The sequence below is a fragment of the Kiritimatiellia bacterium genome (genome assembly GCA_025054615.1).
GTDB lineage: Bacteria > Verrucomicrobiota > Kiritimatiellia > CAIVKH01 > CAIVKH01 > JANWZO01.
In genome coordinates this window covers 1-16994 of sequence record JANWZO010000004.1, presented here as the reverse complement: position 1 = coordinate 16994, position 16994 = coordinate 1, and the positions used below count along the sequence as shown (strand labels likewise).

The following is a 16994-nucleotide window of genomic DNA, read 5'->3' as shown; positions in this document are numbered from 1 at the left end:
TGATCCGAGACACCGGCCGGCGGAACGGCTTCCACGCTCGAAGCGCGCACGCGTTGACACTCCATCCTCCACATGCGATTATCGCGACAACGTCGGAGGACTCGCATGGCAGTACTCATCGGCATGTCTGGCGACCTGAAGGGCAAATCTTTTCCGATCGGCGAAGAGGAGGTCACCATCGGCCGCGCCTCGGATAACCTCATCGCCATCAGCAACGCCACGGTTTCCGGACATCACGCCGTGATCAAACGGGAAGGCGACGCCTACGTCTTGCGCGATCTCGGATCGACGAACGGCACCCGGGTCAATTCGCGCGAAATTAAGGAAGCGGTCCTGCGTCCGAAAGACCTCATCCAGATTGGCTCCGTGGAATTTCTCTTCAACTCGGAAACCATGAGTTTCGAGGATGCTCAGGCTGCCGTTCAGACGGAGGTCCTGGAAAGCCAGGGTACCGCGGCGATGCCCGAGTCGTTCGACAACATTTCGCCCTTCGGCGCGCGGCGGCGTGAGAATCTGAACGTCTGGATGCCGGTCATCATCGGGCTGGCTGCTATCGCCCTCGGGGTCAACCTTTACCTGCTCGTCAAGCTGTTTTCGAATTAGCGGGTCTGCGCCCCCGAATGTCCGGCGATCGCTCATCCGGTTTCACCCTGGTTGAGCTATTGGTTGCCCTGTCGATTGCCGCACTCGTTGCCGGGATCGTGTGGATTGCGTTGAGTGTCTCATCGCGGGCTGTGGCTACCCTTCTTGAGCGGACGGGCACTGCTCGGTTATCGGCCACGGCCGCATCGAGGATCGAAGCCGACCTCACCGCGATGTTCGTACCGGCAGGGGATCTCTCCTGTGCGCTGGCACTTTCCTCCACGCCGTTTTCGGTGTCGTTTTGCGCGGTGTTTTCAGAGGGGCGTGCCGAGGAGTGGCTATGGGGAAACCCGTACCGTGTCCACTATGCGCTTAAGGGTTCCGACGAAGACAATCGTGATCTAATACGTGTGCTGACTCCGCTGTCCGGTTCGATCCGCGCCGCTACCAACATTGTCGCCCGTCGGGTTCGTTTTCTGGAACTGCAGCTTCATGACGGGAGCACCTGGTATTCAAACTGGCCGCCCGATTCAGGGAGCACGATCGTCCCGCGCGCCGCTCGCTTATCGCTTTTGCTGCAGGGAATGTCTGCGCCCCACGAGGCCGTTTGGTGGCTGCCGGCCGGGCACGTAGCGTCGAATCGGTCAGATTCGCCAATTTCAGGAGGTCTCTAAGGTTAGTCTGTCGGGCAATGTCGTCCGTCCTCGAAGTGAGGGAATACCGGATGCCGGTTGGGCGGCGGCTGTCTGCCTTACTGTTCGATCAGCGCGAGGGTTGCGCACCCGATAACGCCAGCGTCGGACCCGAGTTCGGCCGGTTTGATTTCGAGCCTTCGGGAGAAGTGGGCGCTGAGGCGCTTGTCGACGTTTTTGCGCAGCAGTTGGAAGAGCAGCTTCGCATCCTCGGCAACCCCGCCGCCAACGATAAATGCCTGGGGTTGCAAAATATAGGTGATCGAGGCGAATGCCGTCGCAAGGCAGTCGGTCACATAATCCAGAATTTCGAGTGCTACCGCATCCCCCTTGTCGGCTGCCTCTTTGAGCACCCTCGGCGAAAGTTTTGAGCGGTCGCCGCCCACGAGGTCGAGCAGAATGGTGGGGCGGCCCGAGTCGATCGCCTTTTCCATCCGCTCGACGATGCGGCGATTGCCCACATACTGCTCGACGCCGCCAAATCCAGTCGGCGACGGAATTCCGTTCATGTCAATCGACACATGGCCGATTTCGCCCGCCATCCAATGCGCGCCGCGGTAAAGCTTGTTGTTGATCAGCAGTCCTCCGCCGACGCCTGTGCCCAGCGTCACAAAGACGGCGTGCTGATACGTTCTCCCAGCCCCAAAAGTGCATTCCCCGAGCGCCATCGCGTTGACGTCATTGTCGATGCGCGTGCGGAGGCCAAGCCGGTCTTCGAGCATCGGACCGAGGTGGACGCCATTCCAGCCTGGAACGTTGGGCAGTTCGTAGATGTACCCGCGCTCGAAATCGACAAATCCAGGCACGCCCACACCGACACCGGCGATCGGGCAGTTTCCGCCCTCTTTTTCATGAAGGTCACGAACCTCCCGCGCAACGCGTTCGAGCCATTCGCCCTGGGTGGGGGCCTCTCGGGTCTCGAATTTGCGCCGGCCCAGAATGACGCCGCGCTCGTTGACGAGCGCGAGCTTGACGGAGGTGCCGCCGAAATCGACGCCGATCGCATGACGCATTTCTGATTCATTCATGGGCAGGTCCTCATGATGGCCATCCGAACAATCGGTTGGCGTTGTCCCACAGTTGCTGTGCCATTTCTTCTAACGGAACCTGGCGGGTGTCGGCAAGCGCGGCGGCTACGACGGCAACCCGAGCAGGTTCGTTGCGCGAGCCGCGGTGCGGTACCGGGGCAAGGTAGGGAGCGTCGGTCTCGACCAGAATCCGATCGGCCGGAAGTTGGCGGGCGATCTTCCGAAGAGAGTCGGCGTTTTTGAACGTCAAAATTCCGCTGAAACTGATGAAAAAACCGAGATCGGCTGCATGACGGGCGAACTCCAGCGAGCCGGTGAAGCAGTGAAGCACGCCGGGACGATCTACGGGCACCCCCGGTTGCCGGACGTGGGCGCGGAGGGCGGCAAGAGTGTCCGATTCAGCGTCGCGGCTGTGGATGACCACGGGTTTCCCCATTTCAGCGGCAAGGGTCAACATGCGCTCAAAGAGGGCCATCTGTTCGGCGCGGGTTTCGGGGCTGTAGTGGTAGTCGAGGCCCGTCTCACCAACAGCAACACAGAGCGGGTCGCGAACGAGGAGGCGAAGGGCATCGATGTCGTGCCCCGCCCTGGCCTCGTCGCGGTCGTAGGCGACCGCCGCCCGAAGCATGTCAGAATTTTCTCGCGTGAGCGAGAGCGCTCGCGCATTTGCTGCCGGCGTGCCGCCGATCGCGACGATCCGCCTCACACCGGCATTCCGGGCTCGGTCCAGCACGTCGTGCAAAGAGCCGTCTTCGTCAAAGGTATCCAGATGAGCGTGGGTATCGAAGAAAGTCGGCATATTTTTTATCGCTTTACCGGCCATCAGGCTCGAGCAGGCCGAGGAAGGGGCTATTTTGCCATCGTTCTCGAAGTCGGGTTTCTACGCCTTCCGCGAGGCTGTCCTGGCCCGCCGCTCGAAGGTGAGCCAGATAGTCGCTCCCGATCCGAAGGGCCTCTCCGGCGTCGGTCGCCAGTTCGAGAGCCCGCTCATAGTGGGGGATGGATTCGTCGATCAGTCCGTTCGTCGCGAGGAGACTGGCGACCTTCTCGTGTAGCGGCGCGCTTTCCCGCTGTCGCAAGGCGGCGCGGGCCTGATCCAGCGCAATCAGAAGACGGCCCTCGCGAACAAGCCGATTGATCTTTCGTAGCTCAACCCATGCAAGCTCTTCCAGGCGTCCGGCGGTCTCGAGGTTCCGAGCCTGCTCGTCGGGAGGAGTGGCAAACGGGCGGTAGAGCGGGTCGCCGATGACGGTAATCTGCCAAGAAAGGAACGGCAGCGAGAGATAGACACTTTCCGCGAACGTCGCCCCCCGGCAGAGCCGGTCGGCGAAGATGGGAAGGTGCGGCGTTGCACCGAGAAAGGGCTCGGACACAGAACCCCACGTTGCGGCGGCTCCGGCGGCCAACAGAGGGCCGACCCAGTGGTTCGTGTAAGTCCGCAGGCGGGCGGCGTTGAAGGAGTGGAGATGGTTGGCGATCGCGCCCGGCCGGAACGCAAAGCCCGTGCGCGCGAACGGCCCGGTTACGTGCGGGGCATACCACCCGAGGTAGAGGGCTGCATGATCCATCGGGTCGATCTCGCGGAACAGAAGCTCCGTGCGCTCGATGACGACGTCATAACCCTCTCGCGAAAATCGTTCGGCGGCCTCGGTGATCCAGAAATCCCCAAGCTTGTACTCGTCTGATGCGGCCTGGCGCAGATCGAAATACATCCGGCCATGCAACCCGTTGCGTTCGGCGTCGACCGCGTCGCGCATCATGCGTTCGACCACGTCGGGATCGGGACCGTCAAGTCGGGCCGCAAGGATGACAAACCCGGATGCGGCGGAATGGTCCCAGCGGAGCTGGCCGAAGCATGGGTTGCCGATGCGGCCTTCGATGTCATAAGGGCTGTGCAACAGGAGGGCGAGTTCCGAATCGACGGCGGCTTCGTCCCGTTGCGGGGATCGCGTAAGAAGATTTCGGATTTTTTCCAGCAGCCAGGGGCGGGTATCGCGAATGTGAATCGGAACGCCGTAAAAGGAGCAAAGGATGCGCAAGCGCGATTTGACGGTGACCCAACCGGATTCGTGGCTGCGCACGCGGCGAGGGTCCCGTTTGATTTGATCGATCCAGCCCTCGCGCCTCAACCAGTCCAGCAGCGGGTCGCGGAGAAGTCGTTCGTAGTCTTCGCGGCTGATCTGCTCATCGAGGGGCAGCTCAAGCTCGCAGATCCGCTCCAGCGGCAGGCCGCGAAGCTGGCAGTAGAGCTCGGCGAGGGCGCGGGACTCAGGGACGGCGCGGTTGACCAACAACACGACGCCGTCGCGGTCATCGCCCGCGCCAGCGGCCGCGGCGGCGAGGAGGAAGGCAAGGATCGCCACGACGCGGCGCATGATGGCAGCGGTGGCGATAAGATCTAACGGGGAACGATCACAAAACGGACCGGCGTGCCAAGCGGCGGAACCAGCGCACGATTGACGGCGAGGATTTCGTCGTTCGCCCCCACTTCGTTGAGGATGTTGAGAATGGCCCACGGATCCCAGTATGTCGCGGCAAAACTTTCTTCAGCGAGAGCCTTGAATTGGCCGTCGATCACCACGGAACCGGTGAAGGCCCAGCCGGAATGGGGCAGGACCTCTTTGGTTTCGATGTTGTAGGCGAACGTTTCGGCGGGATGCGAGACAGTCCGACCCTGATCGTCTTCCCACTGGACCCAGATATCCACGGTGGGCCCCAGCGGCGGGCCCTCACCCAATTCAGAGCGCGGAGGTCCTGGTTCGAGGTTCAGCAGGAGGAGGGCTGTCTGCAGGTCCATCGGATGTGCCTGCATCACGAAGACGCTTTCGTGGGTTTTCCCGCCGGGTCCGCAGATCAGCAGTTCGATGGCGCCCTCTACCTGGTTGACAAAGCCCGTGGCGATGACGGCGCGGACATCCGGATCGACGGACACCGTTCCGAGGGATTTCCATCGTCCGGGATCCAGTGCGGGCGGTTTCGGCTCGGCTGGCGCCTGAGCCACCTCGGCGGTCGCGCACCCGGCGCAGATGAAGACGGCGATTGCAACGATTATTCGAATATCGAGTAGGCGGTGAGGGCTTCTTTGCATTTTTCAGCGTGGTTGATGTATTTGGCGATTAGATCGGCGGGCGCCTTCTGCTGTTCGGCGAGGCGAAGGGCTTCCTCCGCGGCCCGCAAGGCGCGCTCGAAATCACGGTTGACGAAATAAGCCTCGGAGAGGGTGTTCCAAATGTGGAAGCTGTTGGGCTCAATGACGACCGCGCGGCGGGCCAGCTCGAGGGCCCGCTGCGGCTGGCGGATTGCCGGATCCGTGGCAGCAGCGTAGAGCCAGGCCAGATTGTTCAGCAGCGCGGGATGCTGCGGGTGCAATTCAAGCAACTGCTCGAGGAGGGTGCGCGCGGCTTCATATCGCCGCAGCGAAATGAGGGCGGTCGCGGCATAGTAGCGCGCGGGGAGGTTGGCCGGATCCGCACGGATGATTTCACGCGACTCTATGACGAGTTCCTCGAGGCGATTCTGCTCATACAGCGCAGCGAGCTTGCTCAGCCGCGGATCGGCGACGCGCGAGTGCTCCGGAAGCTTCGACGACATCTCGTAAATTTGGGCGATGAGCGAATCGACGGTCTCCTCCGCCTCGTCGGCATGAAGCTGATAGGCAGTCCCGACGATGATGAGCAGCAGACATGCGAGACGTATTCGCATAGTCAGCATTATAGCAATTGGACCGTAATGTGCGATGGTTCTCGATTCACAATTTCAACGCCGGCCGGGGCGTTGACCAAAACGGGCAGTTCGGCCGCCCGGCCGGGTTCCAGGCCGGAGCAATCGACGAAGGCGGTCACATTTGTGGTCGTTAGCTGGCGTACAGCATCCGCACGGCCTCGGATCGTCAATTTTACCTGGTCTCGGCCGTCGATGATTCGAATCTGTGGCGTGCCGGGCGGGACCAGTAGGCGGATCGGGATGCCGGAAAGCTCGGCTGCTGATGAACGTTCCACGATCCGCACGTCCACGCGCGCGCGGTCGGGGTCCACACGCGCGCTCCAGAGCTCACTGGGCGGCAGAATCGTCCGCGTGAGCGAAAAAGATTTGAGCCGGCCCTCGAGGTCGATCGGGGCGGTGCGCACCTCCGAGACCGCGGCCAGCCGGCCCTGCGGCCCCTGCAGGCGGACCTCTGCGGGCGTGGCGGTGATTTCGGCGAGTTCAAAGCCCTCGGGCGGATTGCCCACAATGTCCGGGCGGACGCGCACGACGCGCTCGCCTTCGCGGTCGAGCGTCAGCGTCAATTCGGGTGGCTCGACACTGACGGCTCTCGCGCCGCCCGAGATTTTGACGTTTTGCGGTCTGAGCGGCACCTCGATCGCGCCGGGAACAGAGCGGCCCCGCAGATCGACCTCGACGCGCACCTGGTCGCGGGTCAGATAACGGATATCGCTCTGAGACCCTCGGCAAAGCACGTCGACATCCTCCACCGACCGATCCAGCACAGCCCACCCTTCGTCGAGAAGGACATTCACGCGGACTTCACGCACAACGGATGTGTAACTGGTAAATTCACGGACGGCATACCACGCGAAGACCGCGAGGGCCACCGAGATCAACTTGAGCCGCCAGTTATTGCGAACGGCTCGAAGCAGCAGATAGGGGTTAGCGGCCATGAGAACCCTCATTGAGGGCGGCGGCCACGGTCTCCCGGACGCGCGGACGAGGCAGCCGCAAAACCTCGAGCCATCGTCGGGAGCGCGCGGCGGTTGAAGTCCCTGCATGCCTTGCCCGGACGAGCATGTTGATGAGGAAGCGCTCGAGGCGGTCCAGCTCGATGCCGCGCCGCAAGCGGCCCTTGTAGGCGACGGATACGGTGCCCGTTTCCTCGGAAACTACGATCACGATCGCATCGGTCTCCTCGGAGAGGCCGATGGCTGCCCGATGGCGGGTGCCGAGCGAACGGCTCAGTTCGGGTTTTTGCGAAAGGGGGAACAAACATCCTGCGGCAACGATGCGGCCGCCGCGAATGATCACGCCGCCATCGTGCAGGGGGCTGTTGGGGAAAAAAATTGACGTGAGCAATTCCGGCGACAGCAGGCTGTCCAACCGCGTCGCCGCCTCTTGATAGGGCGCCGTATTGACGCCACGCTCGATGGCAATCAGCGCGCCGATTTTGTTTTCGGCGAGCCGGCGCACCGCCTCCAGGAGGGCTTCAACCGTAGCGCGATCTTCCCGCTCGCCGGCGGAAAAATGGCGGGGCCCCAGCTCCGCTAGAGCGCGGCGAATCTCCGGTTGAAAGATGATCAATAGCGCGACCGAGAGGTAGACCGTGAAACGCTGGATAAGCCAGTTAAGCGTGTCCAGCTCGAACAGGTAGGTCAACGCCATGAGGCCGAGATAGAGGATGCCCAACCCGTAGAGAACCTGGGCGCCGCGAGTGCCTTTGAAAAAGAGAAGCAAATAATAGATGGCCACCGCCATGAAGGCGATTTCGAGCAGGCCATTCGGCCCGGGAAAAACGATTCGATCCTTAAACGTCATTTCGGTGGCACACGGCCTGATCGCAGGATAGCCACCAGTCGAGCCGTTTCGCAAGACTCCTTCACGTCGTGGACTCGCAAAATGTGCGCCCCTTGCGCCACCGAAAACGCGAGCGCGGCCAGGCTGGGCAAGAGTCGGTCATGGACGTCCCGACCCGTGAGGGCTCCGAGGAAACGCTTTCGCGAAACGCCGACAAGTACGGGGCGGCCCATAGCCGTAAGGCGTGAAAGATGGGCCAACAGAGCGACGTTGTGTTCGACGGTTTTGCCAAATCCGATGCCGGGATCGATCGCGAGGCATTCCCAATTGATCCCTGCCCGGCAGGCGGCGTCGATTCGCTCGCTGAGAAAGTCGCTGACCTCGCGAACCACATCCTCGTACCGCGGATCGATCTGCATGGTTTGCGGCGTGCCCTGCATGTGCATCAGCACCACTCCAGCACCGGTTTCGCGGGCAAGCGCCGCCATCCGAGCGTCACCGCGCAGCGCCGAAATGTCGTTGATGATGTGGGCTCCCGCGGCCAGCGCCGCCTCCGCCACTGCGGCCTTCGAAGTGTCGATCGAAATCAGCCGATCCGTCCGGCGGGCAAGCTCTTCAATGACCGGTTTGACTCGCCGAAGCTCTTCCTCCGCCGACACGGGCACGGCGCCGGGCCGAGAAGATTCGCCGCCGACATCGATGATATCCGCCCCCTCGCTGGCGATTTCCAGGCCGCGTTCGACCGCTCGTTCACTGTCGAGATACCGGCCGCCGTCCGAAAAGGAATCCGGGGTGACATTGAGCACGCCCATCACAAGCGGACGCGCAGAACAATCGATCAGCCGGTCTCGGCACCGCCAGAGCAACGCGGGAGCCATGTAGCCCCTCTACGCGGGGGAGGGGGTCGGATTTGCGCCGAGAACGGGTTCCTCGCGGGACGCCGGTTGGGTCACCGGCACGGCCGAAGGCGATGGAGCGGGCGATGGCGGAGGGGCTGTATTGGAAAGCGCCTGCCGCTCAGCTTCGGATAGCAAACGCCCGTAGCGGATGAGCTCCATCACTTCGTAGCCCTCCAAGGTTTCCCGTTCGATCAGCATCCGGGCGACAAGGTCAAGCTTGTCGCGATGGGTCCGAAGAATCTCAATCGCCTTCGCATAGGCTTCCCGAAGCATTCGATTGACCTCCTGGTCGATTTTCTGGGCGGTCGCTTCGCTGTAGTCCTGGCTTCGGGACACTTCGCGTCCGAGGAACAGCAATTCCTCGCGCTCGCCGAATGACTGCGGACCGAGCTCGGGGCTCATCCCCCAATCGCACACCATCATGCGGGCCAGGCGAGTCGCCTGCTTCAGGTCGTTCTGAGCTCCAGTGGTAATATCGCTGCAGGCCAGTTCCTCGGCGGCGCGGCCACCCATCAGGCCAACCAGCATGCCCAGCAATTTCCGCCGGCCTTGGGTATAACGATCTTTCTCCGGAAGCTGCATTGTAGCGCCTAAGGCCTGCCCCCGCGGGATGATCGTGACTTTGTGCAACGGCTCGCTCTCTTCCTGAAGCGCGAGGACGATCGCGTGACCGGCCTCATGGTAGGCGGTCAGCCGTTTTTCCTGCTCGTCGAGCAGGCGGCTGCGCCGCTCTCGGCCCCACCGGACCTTGTCGCGCGCCTCCTCAAGATCTTTCATTTCTACGAATTCGGCCCCGCGGCGGGCGGCGAGTAACGCCGCTTCGTTCACCAGATTGGCCAGGTCCGCGCCTGAGAAGCCGGGTGTTCCGCGCGCGATTCGGCGGAGGTCCACATCTTTCGCCAGCCGGACCTTTTTGGTGTGGATTTTGAGGATGGCCTCCCGGCCTTCAAGCGAGGGCAGGTCCACCACAATCTGGCGGTCGAACCGGCCGGGCCGCAGCAGCGCGTTGTCGAGCACATCCGGCCGATTGGTGGCGGCAATAATGATGATGCCCTCCTGCGTGTCGAAGCCGTCCATTTCCACGAGCAGGGCGTTCAAGGTCTGCTCGCGTTCGTCGTGGCCCCCGCCGATCCCGCTGAAACGGCTCCGGCCGACCGCGTCGATTTCGTCAATAAAGATGATGCAGGGCGCATGTTTTCGCGCTTGTTCAAACATGTCCCGCACGCGGGAGGCGCCGACGCCGACAAACATCTCCACAAAATCCGAACCGCTGATGCTGAAGAACGGAACATTCGCCTCGCCCGCAATGGCCTTGGCGAGGAGAGTCTTGCCGGTGCCGGGCGGCCCGACGAGGAGAACGCCCTTCGGAATTCGGCCGCCCAGTTTTTGGTAGCGCTTCGGATCCTTGAGAAATTCGACAATTTCAGTGACTTCCTCCTCTGCCTCTTCAACCCCCGCGATATCGGCAAAGGTGATGCGATTTTTTCCTTTCTGCAAAAGTTTGGCGCGGCTTTTCCCGAAACTCATCGCGCCCTTGCCGGCGATCCGCATCTGGCGCATGAAAAGGAAGTACAGCAGCCCCATCACCAGCAGGAAGGGGATCGCGCCCGACAACACCTGCCAAAGATAGGGATTTTGCGGGATCACCTCGAAGGGAATACCCTTTTCGGTCAGGCGCTTCTGAACCTCATCTGTTGATGCAATGTTGACCTTGAATTTCTTCGGCCGACCGGTTTTTTCGTCGATCTCCTTCAACTCCCCCCGCACGAAGCGAAAACCGGACATTTCCATCACGATTTCCGCCTTCTGAATTTTGCCCTCTTCGATCAGCGCAAGAAAATCGGGATTGTAGGGGATTTTCGAGACGCGCTCAGGGCCTTGCGAAAACATCTGAAAGATGAATAGAAGGCCGGCCAGTAGCAAGAACCAGAGGGCCATGCCGCGAAACGGCATGCGGTTGTCGTCGGACGATGAACCGGGCGAATTCTTTGGAGACGAATCCATGATGAAACTCTCCGAAGTACCTTATCCGATAAACGGAACTTCGGCAAGGAACGATGGCAAGAGTGTCATGGAAAGGGGGAGAGCCGCGAACCCGGGCGGATTATGAGGTTCGACACGAAGTCGCGCTTACGCAAGACTGACGTGTGGTAGATACTCAGTGTGTGGGGGTGAGGTTGGCGTAAACGCCGAACGCCAAGGGTCAAGCCAAAGAGAGAGTCGGCTAGCGACGGCGCTGACGGGCGATCGGGCTGCGTTGTCGGCATCCCCTCCGCCCGACTTTTCATCTGAAACGCGGACATTTCTGCAGTGTTTTGACGGGATCAGCGGGGATGGATAGGCGAACCCAATCACTCTCCCCCGCATGGCGCCGCTCCCTGACCGCGATTGGTCTCCGGGCGTTATGGCTCCGGGGGGGGAAACATGAAGACTTGGAATTCGCTCCAAGGTCCTGCCAGATTCCCTTCGAAAATGGCACGTACGCGCCAGCGGCCCCGATCTACACCGGATGGCCAGCTTGTCGCAAACGACGTTTCGACAACGCGATCGAACCGATAGTCCGTACAAGCATCGCCGTTTGAGCAGAGGTCGACGTCCACTAAATAGCCGAGCGCGCCCTCAACGGGGCTCCAGCGGAATTCCAGTACGTCCTTCCTCTCCGGCAGTTCTCCTGTGGGGGCTAGTGGCTCAGGCCGTGAAGGTTCGGTTTCGTCGGCGCGCGGATCTGCGGAGTTCCAATCGACACCGGAGATGATCCACCCCCCTGTTCCAACTGCCAGAGAGAGTCCAACGAGGACCGGTGGAGGCGAATTGGTTCGTCGATTCCCTGCGTCGGAGTCTGCCTGTTCCGTGCGGCCAGTCTGGACAGACGACTCCGCAGGAATCTCGGGTCTAGGGTCCGACCCGAAAGCCGATGCGACCGAAGCTGCGGCCATCACAAGAGTTATGGCCTCTCGAAGGTAATGGGGAGCGGGCTTCATTCGCCGCGTCCCCGTTTGACCGCCGTCTCTCGATCTATGCCGATTTGTAGGATTCGGCGGTGTCGGCGCTCCCGCCTGCGTTCATGGATTCTCCGTCGCTCAGCCAATTCGGCTAATTCCGCTCGCAGTTGATGGAATGCAGCAAGCCGCTCGGGGGGCAGGCTTCCATGCTCGACGGCCTGCCGGACGGCGCAGCCTGGTTCCCGGTCATGACGGCAATCAGAAAACCGGCAGCCGGCCGCGAGCTCGGCGATCTCGGGATAGAGTTCGGCGAGGTGGTCCTCGTCCGCCCAGATTCGTATTTCACGAAGGCCGGGCGTATCGATCACCAACGCTCCATTTGGAAGCATGAGAAGCTCCCGATACGTGGTGGTATGGCGGCCTCGGCGGTCGGTCTCCCGAACTTCGCCGGTTTCTTTCACTTCCTTCCCCATAAGCCAATTGACCAAGGCAGATTTTCCAACGCCGGATGGTCCGATAAAGGCACATGTTCGGCCCGGTTCGGTGAGCCGGACGACCGCGTCCATCCCCTGACCGGTCAGAGCGCAGGTGAGACAGACGGGGGTATCCGGTGCGAGGGCGCGTGCCTGCTCAAGGAAGGGCAACGGCTGCGCGCATAGGTCCGACTTATTCAGGATGAGCGCCGGTTGGGCGCCGCTCTCCCGCACGAGAGCGAGATAGCGTTCGATCGAGCGAGGGTGAAAATTGCGGCCTCCATCCAGCGCGCTGACGATAAATACGAGGTCGACATTCGCGGCCACAATTTGGGAATCGACCTCTTCGCCGGGCAGTTTTCGGCGGATCGCGGTTTTACGCGGCAAAACAGCATGGATGGTGGCGCGATCCGCGTCGGGTCTGGTTTCCGCCATAACCCAGTCGCCCACCGCGGGCCAGTCGGCGCGCGAGACGATGGATTTCCGGAAGCGGCCGGATAACGCGGCAATACGCTCCCCGCCTTCGTCGACAATGTGCCAAAGGTCGCGCCCGTCGCGCACCACGCGGGCGGGCGATCCGGTCGCTCCGCAAGCCGCTGCGCAAGCTGCGAAATATTCGTCAAATCCGAGGGATAGCAGGCGGGCCGAATCTTCTCTGCCTGACGTCATGCGCAGGTATATTAGCTTCACGAAGAGTGCGGCACAATCTTGCGAAAAGTGGCCGATATCAGGTTGATTGGACCGCCGCGAAAGTTGTCCAACTGATTGTGAACTGCCGAACCTGGATTGTTCTGATTGTCGTTGTCGGTCTGGCTGTGTCGGGCTGGGCGGTCGAGATGCAATTCGACCACGACCGGATCAGCCTTCGCGTTGAGAGGGAGCCGCTGACGAATATTCTCGCGCGGTTTGCGGAAAAGGGGGTCCGTGTGCAGTACGACCCGTCGATCGACGTGCTCGTCACGGGATCCTGCGGCGCGGCCCCGGTGGAGGAGGCGCTGGCCGCCCTCCTCGAGCCGTTCGCGTATGCGGCGATTTGGGAGGTTGTCCCGGGCCCCTTGGGCGAGTGGCCGCGGCTGGCTGAATTACACGTGTTTCGCCCCGGCGAGAAGGAGCGGATACGGCCCCTTCAGCCGGAGAACGTGCTCCGGGTTGTTCAAGGCCCATTTCCCGACAGTCCGCTGATCGTCGCGGATGAACTCCTGGTCCGCGTCGCGCGGGGGGTTCGCGCAGAAGAGTTTCGCAATTGGCTGAGGTCAGTCGGCGCATCGATCGTCGCCAGCGTTCCCTCACTGGGCGTCTACCAGTTGCGCGTGGCACCAGGGGTCAACATCTTCGATTTGGTCGAGAGGGCGAATCGCAACCCGTTAATCGAATCTGCGGAACCGAATTTCGCGACGCCACTGCCGCGGGCCGATTTCGACAGCCCGATGTCAAAAGAGGCCCTCGTTGCAGACTCGCCGGCCAAGCCCCTGCGCGGGGCGCCTCCCCTCGCGATTCTGGATTCCGGGGTGCGGGACGAACTCGGGATTGGAGCCTGGGTCGTCGGCCGGTTCAACGCGATGGCCCCCGATCGGGAGCCCGTCGATCCCCTCGGGCACGGAACCCAGATGGCGCTGCTTGCATCCGGAATGATCCGGCCAACGGGATCTCTTCCATCGGACGAAGGACTGCCGATTCTTGCGATACGAGCATTTGACGACCGAGGTGTGACTTCAAATTTCGCGATCCTACGCGCTATTGACTATGCGGTCCGCCAAGGGGCTCGTGTGTTGAACCTGAGCTGGGGCACGCCGACGCACAGCCCTTTCCTCGAGGAAGCGATCGCCTATGCGCAGGCAAAAGGGTTGGTGGTCGTCGCGGCGGCCGGGAACGAACCGACCGGCCGTCCGGTCTATCCGGCCGCCTACAAGGGGGTGATAGCCGTGAGCGCCTTGGCGTCGAAGGGGGACCTCTGGGAAAATTCGAACCGCGGAGATTTTGTCACGGTCGCTGCACCCGGCGCCGCGGTCATGCCGATTGGCTATCAGGGACCCGCAGGTCTATATGCAGGAACCTCAATCGCCAGCGCCTGGGTCGCGCGCGAGATCGCTCTGTTTTTCGCCCGAAACCCCGGCACGACGGCTCAGCAAGCGATCGATGCGCTTCGCGCTGCGGTGACGGATGCGGGCAAACCGGGTCGGGATGAGCGCTTTGGATTTGGCGTGCTTGATGCGGGGGCGCAAGCGCGGCTTCGCGGCCGCTCCGAATCCTCGCCAACTAAGTGAGTTTCTTTCGGCAACCAGCGAGGCGAGTCCGCGCTCGATGAGCAAGTGGGGAATCAAACGGTTCCTCAAGGGGAAAACCTCACCCCGGCCCGACGGAGCAGCCGGGAGACCGTCTCGAGAGGTAATCCCACCACGTTGTCATATGGGCCTTCAATACGCGCGACGAATTTCGCGGCACCGCCTTGGATCGCGTATGCGCCGGCCTTGTCGAGTGGTTCGCCGGTCCGGATATACACCTCCACGTCCTCATCCGTGAGGGCATGAAACGTCACTGAAGTCTGGGCGAGGTCGGCCATTTCGCGAAAGCCGGATTCGCAGGGCACGCGGAGGCAGACCCCCGTCACGACCAGATGGGTGCGCCCGGACAGGGACCGAAGCATCTCGCGCGCCTCTTCCGGACTGGTCGGTTTTTCCAGAATTTTGCCTTCGAGCACGACAATCGTGTCCGCCGCGAGGATCGGCGCGTCGGGGTGGCGGATCGCGACGGCGCGGGCCTTTTCGGTCGCGTTGCGCAGCGCATAGGAATAGGGGGACTCGCGAGGCCATGGGTGTTCCTCGATCCCGGAAACGTCCACATCGAAATCCAGACCAAGCTGTGAAAGTAGCGCTCGCCGCCTGGGCGATCCGCTGGCTAAAATCAGGCGCATATGGCCCGGTTGAGTAGCACGGATCTTTGGCCGCACACAAGGGCACATGCCGTTATAGCCTCAGGAGAGGGTACAACCGAACTATGAGTCGTTCCGACTGGCCGGTGCCCACAGAAAGGATCGAGCGCGGCATCTTTGTGCTGCGAGGGCAACGCGTGATGCTGGACGCCGACCTTGCCGATCTCTACGGCGTGCCGACCAAGGTCCTCAATCAGGCGGTGAAACGGAACGCGGATCGCTTTCCTCCGGATTTCATGTTTCAACTGACGGCGGAAGAAAAACAAAAGGTGGTCACAACTTGTGACCACCTCCGAAAACTAAAGTTTTCGGCTTCTCTGCCCTACGCCTTCACCGAGCACGGCGCGGTGATGCTCGCCGCGGTGTTGAACAGTCCCGCGGCGGTGGAGGCAAGCCTCCACGTGGTGCGCGCATTCGTGCGGCTCCGACAACTGATGGCCTCTCACGAGGAGCTGGCAAAAAGGGTCGAGGCGCTGGAGAAGAAATTCGATCGGCGTTTCCGAGTGGTGTTCGAAGCAGTCAAGCTCTTGATGGAACCTCAGCGCGCCGGCATTCCCTCTGCCCGATCCGGAAAATTCGGATTTGAGTGATTGCGGACAGCGGGCCGGTACTTATCAGGACCGTGAGCTGCCGGGCGTGTTGACCACGTGAACGGTTTGCGTGGGAAACGCAAATTCGATTCCCTCGGCCGTGAATCGTTCAAAGATCCGAAGGTTGATGCGCTCGTTGAACGCTTGGAAAGCCCAAAAGTCGGGGGGATGATACCAATACATCACAAGGATGTTCAGCGAGGACGGCGCAAAATCGTTGAATAAAACCCGCGGCGGCAATTCGGGTTTCATCCCTTCGTGATTGGCGAGGAGTTCCCGGAGAATTTCCAGGGCCCGCTGAATTTTCTCCGGCGAAGACGAGTAGGGGATGGACAGGTTAAGCGTTCGCCGGATGAAAGGGCGTTGCCCGATATTTTGGATCGCCTTATTTGCCAGTTCACCATTCGGGATGGTAACCAGACTTCCCTCGAGGGTTCGGATCCTCGTGGATCGAAAACCAACCTGTTCAACGACTCCGTCAGTATTATCGACGATGATGCGGTCGCCGACGAGAAACGGTTTGTCCGCAAAAATGACCAGCGAGCCAAAAAAGTTTTTGACGGTATCCTGGGCGGCGAGCGCGACAGCGAGTCCGCCCACGCCCAGGCCGGCCAGAATGGACGTCAGCGGCTTGTCCGTCAAAATTTGCGCGATTTGCAGAAGGGTGAGCACCACCACCGTGATCCTCAGGCTCGCGCGCACCATGGGGCGAACCATCTCGCCGAGATTTCCCGTTTGTCGGCTCATCAACCGAATGAGCCAGTGATCGACCACGTCGACAAGGGAATATGCCGTGTAGCCGACGGCGAGGCTTACAAAGACGCCAAACAGGGTTTTCGCGAATACCGTTGCGTCTGGTCCCGCGTTCAGCAATGAGAACCCAATCTTGAAGCCGATGATGAATCCGGCAAACCGAAACACGCGGGCTATGGATCGGAGCGCAACACCTGCTAATTCACGACCTCGCCGCTGAAGGGAGTCCGCGGACCGCGATGCAGCTAAGTGGGCCATTTTGCCGCCAAGTAGCCCGGCCAGCATGGCGAGAAAGAATGCGCCGATTCGCCACAATTCGTTGCCGGCGATCATTGTCTCGTTGAGTCGGCTGAACCAGTCGGCCATAAGCGTGTTCTCCGAATCCATAGCCTTTTAGAGGCCGAGGATCGGTAAGACAACTCCATTGAATGCGCTTGTTATTGACTCTCTAAAAAATGTCCCCTTGCGAACTCGATGGAATAACTCCGTTGAGGCGGAGGCAAGACCGCGCGATGGGAGAATTTCGAAGAAGTCAGAATGATCGTAGGATGCTTAATGTTATTGAGTCGGGTCGAAAAAATCCGTTGCGCTTGGACGATGC

General features: G+C 61.3%; 17 protein-coding genes. 4 read left to right on the top strand and 13 right to left on the bottom strand.

Annotated elements, in window-relative coordinates; all coding sequences use genetic code 11:
- Positions 1 to 105 precede the first annotated feature (105 nt).
- Both NZ740_02710 and NZ740_02705 read left to right on the top strand, forming a co-directional pair.
- Positions 106 to 603 carry an FHA domain-containing protein gene (locus NZ740_02710; GenBank protein MCS6770921.1) on the top strand — a complete coding sequence of 166 codons (498 nt, stop codon included), beginning with the start codon at positions 106 to 108 and terminating at the stop codon, positions 601 to 603.
- 17 nt (positions 604 to 620) lie between these two features.
- Positions 621 to 1256 carry a prepilin-type N-terminal cleavage/methylation domain-containing protein gene (locus NZ740_02705; GenBank protein MCS6770920.1) on the top strand — a complete coding sequence of 212 codons (636 nt, stop codon included), beginning with the start codon at positions 621 to 623 and terminating at the stop codon, positions 1254 to 1256.
- Positions 1257 to 1333: 77 nt separating this feature from the next.
- Here the strand turns inward: NZ740_02705 and NZ740_02700 are convergent, their stop codons facing one another.
- The 11 genes from NZ740_02700 to rsgA all read right to left on the bottom strand — a co-directional run bounded on the left by NZ740_02700 (position 1334) and on the right by rsgA (position 12790).
- Entirely contained in the window at positions 1334 to 2302 is a 969-nt protein-coding gene (locus tag NZ740_02700) for an ROK family protein (protein ID MCS6770919.1), read from the bottom strand.
- Positions 2303 to 2312: 10 nt separating this feature from the next.
- Positions 2313 to 3101, bottom strand: coding sequence for a TatD family hydrolase (locus NZ740_02695; protein MCS6770918.1), 789 nt, complete (start codon positions 3099 to 3101; stop codon positions 2313 to 2315).
- Positions 3102 to 3114: 13 nt separating this feature from the next.
- On the bottom strand, positions 3115 to 4677 hold the full coding sequence (locus tag NZ740_02690; GenBank protein MCS6770917.1) for a TIGR03790 family protein: 1563 nt from the start codon (positions 4675 to 4677) through the stop codon (positions 3115 to 3117).
- A 23-nt stretch (positions 4678 to 4700) separates the two neighbouring features.
- Positions 4701 to 5303 carry a YdjY domain-containing protein gene (locus NZ740_02685; protein ID MCS6770916.1) on the bottom strand — a complete coding sequence of 201 codons (603 nt, stop codon included), beginning with the start codon at positions 5301 to 5303 and terminating at the stop codon, positions 4701 to 4703.
- A gap of 47 nt (positions 5304 to 5350) precedes the next feature.
- On the bottom strand, positions 5351 to 6004 hold the full coding sequence (locus tag NZ740_02680; GenBank protein MCS6770915.1) for a tetratricopeptide repeat protein: 654 nt from the start codon (positions 6002 to 6004) through the stop codon (positions 5351 to 5353).
- A gap of 8 nt (positions 6005 to 6012) precedes the next feature.
- Positions 6013 to 6960 (bottom strand): CdaR family protein, encoded by a 948-nt coding sequence (locus NZ740_02675; protein ID MCS6770914.1) that lies wholly within the window; start codon positions 6958 to 6960, stop codon positions 6013 to 6015.
- Positions 6950 to 7828, bottom strand: coding sequence for a diadenylate cyclase CdaA (cdaA, locus tag NZ740_02670; GenBank protein ID MCS6770913.1), 879 nt, complete (start codon positions 7826 to 7828; stop codon positions 6950 to 6952). Before cdaA ends, NZ740_02675 begins: the two co-directional genes overlap by 11 nt.
- Positions 7825 to 8685 (bottom strand): dihydropteroate synthase, encoded by an 861-nt coding sequence (gene folP, locus NZ740_02665; GenBank protein MCS6770912.1) that lies wholly within the window; start codon positions 8683 to 8685, stop codon positions 7825 to 7827. The genes cdaA and folP overlap by 4 nt, the downstream gene beginning before the upstream one ends.
- A gap of 9 nt (positions 8686 to 8694) precedes the next feature.
- Positions 8695 to 10710, bottom strand: coding sequence for an ATP-dependent zinc metalloprotease FtsH (ftsH, locus tag NZ740_02660; protein ID MCS6770911.1), 2016 nt, complete (start codon positions 10708 to 10710; stop codon positions 8695 to 8697).
- Positions 10711 to 11108: 398 nt separating this feature from the next.
- Positions 11109 to 11687: a hypothetical protein gene (locus tag NZ740_02655; protein MCS6770910.1), complete on the bottom strand. Its 579-nt coding sequence runs from the start codon at positions 11685 to 11687 to the stop codon at positions 11109 to 11111.
- Positions 11684 to 12790 carry a ribosome small subunit-dependent GTPase A gene (rsgA, locus tag NZ740_02650; GenBank protein ID MCS6770909.1) on the bottom strand — a complete coding sequence of 369 codons (1107 nt, stop codon included), beginning with the start codon at positions 12788 to 12790 and terminating at the stop codon, positions 11684 to 11686. Before rsgA ends, NZ740_02655 begins: the two co-directional genes overlap by 4 nt.
- Before the next feature lie 98 nt (positions 12791 to 12888).
- On the opposite strand from rsgA, the gene NZ740_02645 reads away from it, so the two are divergent.
- Positions 12889 to 14385, top strand: a complete 1497-nt coding sequence (locus NZ740_02645; protein MCS6770908.1) for a S8 family serine peptidase — start codon at positions 12889 to 12891, stop codon at positions 14383 to 14385.
- Positions 14386 to 14450: 65 nt separating this feature from the next.
- Here NZ740_02645 and NZ740_02640 read toward each other — a convergent pair whose 3' ends face one another.
- Complete coding sequence (locus NZ740_02640) at positions 14451 to 15032, bottom strand: Maf family protein (GenBank protein MCS6770907.1); 582 nt, start codon at positions 15030 to 15032, stop codon at positions 14451 to 14453.
- A gap of 83 nt (positions 15033 to 15115) precedes the next feature.
- On the opposite strand from NZ740_02640, the gene NZ740_02635 reads away from it, so the two are divergent.
- Positions 15116 to 15640 carry an ORF6N domain-containing protein gene (locus NZ740_02635; GenBank protein ID MCS6770906.1) on the top strand — a complete coding sequence of 175 codons (525 nt, stop codon included), beginning with the start codon at positions 15116 to 15118 and terminating at the stop codon, positions 15638 to 15640.
- Positions 15641 to 15664: 24 nt separating this feature from the next.
- Here the strand turns inward: NZ740_02635 and NZ740_02630 are convergent, their stop codons facing one another.
- Positions 15665 to 16759 carry a mechanosensitive ion channel family protein gene (locus tag NZ740_02630; protein ID MCS6770905.1) on the bottom strand — a complete coding sequence of 365 codons (1095 nt, stop codon included), beginning with the start codon at positions 16757 to 16759 and terminating at the stop codon, positions 15665 to 15667.
- Positions 16760 to 16994 lie beyond the last annotated feature (235 nt).

Coding starts and splice junctions, on each gene's coding strand:
- ftsH (MCS6770911.1), bottom strand. CDS start 10,710: ATGGATTCGTCTCCAAAGAATTCGCCCGGTTCATCGTCCGACGACAAC.
- rsgA (MCS6770909.1), bottom strand. CDS start 12,790: ATGACGTCAGGCAGAGAAGATTCGGCCCGCCTGCTATCCCTCGGATTT.
- NZ740_02690 (MCS6770917.1), bottom strand. CDS start 4,677: ATGCGCCGCGTCGTGGCGATCCTTGCCTTCCTCCTCGCCGCCGCGGCC.
- NZ740_02700 (MCS6770919.1), bottom strand. CDS start 2,302: ATGAATGAATCAGAAATGCGTCATGCGATCGGCGTCGATTTCGGCGGC.
- NZ740_02630 (MCS6770905.1), bottom strand. CDS start 16,759: ATGGCCGACTGGTTCAGCCGACTCAACGAGACAATGATCGCCGGCAAC.
- NZ740_02695 (MCS6770918.1), bottom strand. CDS start 3,101: ATGCCGACTTTCTTCGATACCCACGCTCATCTGGATACCTTTGACGAA.
- NZ740_02710 (MCS6770921.1), top strand. CDS start 106: ATGGCAGTACTCATCGGCATGTCTGGCGACCTGAAGGGCAAATCTTTT.
- NZ740_02640 (MCS6770907.1), bottom strand. CDS start 15,032: ATGCGCCTGATTTTAGCCAGCGGATCGCCCAGGCGGCGAGCGCTACTT.
- folP (MCS6770912.1), bottom strand. CDS start 8,685: ATGGCTCCCGCGTTGCTCTGGCGGTGCCGAGACCGGCTGATCGATTGT.
- NZ740_02635 (MCS6770906.1), top strand. CDS start 15,116: ATGAGTCGTTCCGACTGGCCGGTGCCCACAGAAAGGATCGAGCGCGGC.
- NZ740_02675 (MCS6770914.1), bottom strand. CDS start 6,960: ATGGCCGCTAACCCCTATCTGCTGCTTCGAGCCGTTCGCAATAACTGG.
- cdaA (MCS6770913.1), bottom strand. CDS start 7,828: ATGACGTTTAAGGATCGAATCGTTTTTCCCGGGCCGAATGGCCTGCTC.
- NZ740_02705 (MCS6770920.1), top strand. CDS start 621: ATGTCCGGCGATCGCTCATCCGGTTTCACCCTGGTTGAGCTATTGGTT.
- NZ740_02655 (MCS6770910.1), bottom strand. CDS start 11,687: ATGAAGCCCGCTCCCCATTACCTTCGAGAGGCCATAACTCTTGTGATG.
- NZ740_02680 (MCS6770915.1), bottom strand. CDS start 6,004: ATGCGAATACGTCTCGCATGTCTGCTGCTCATCATCGTCGGGACTGCC.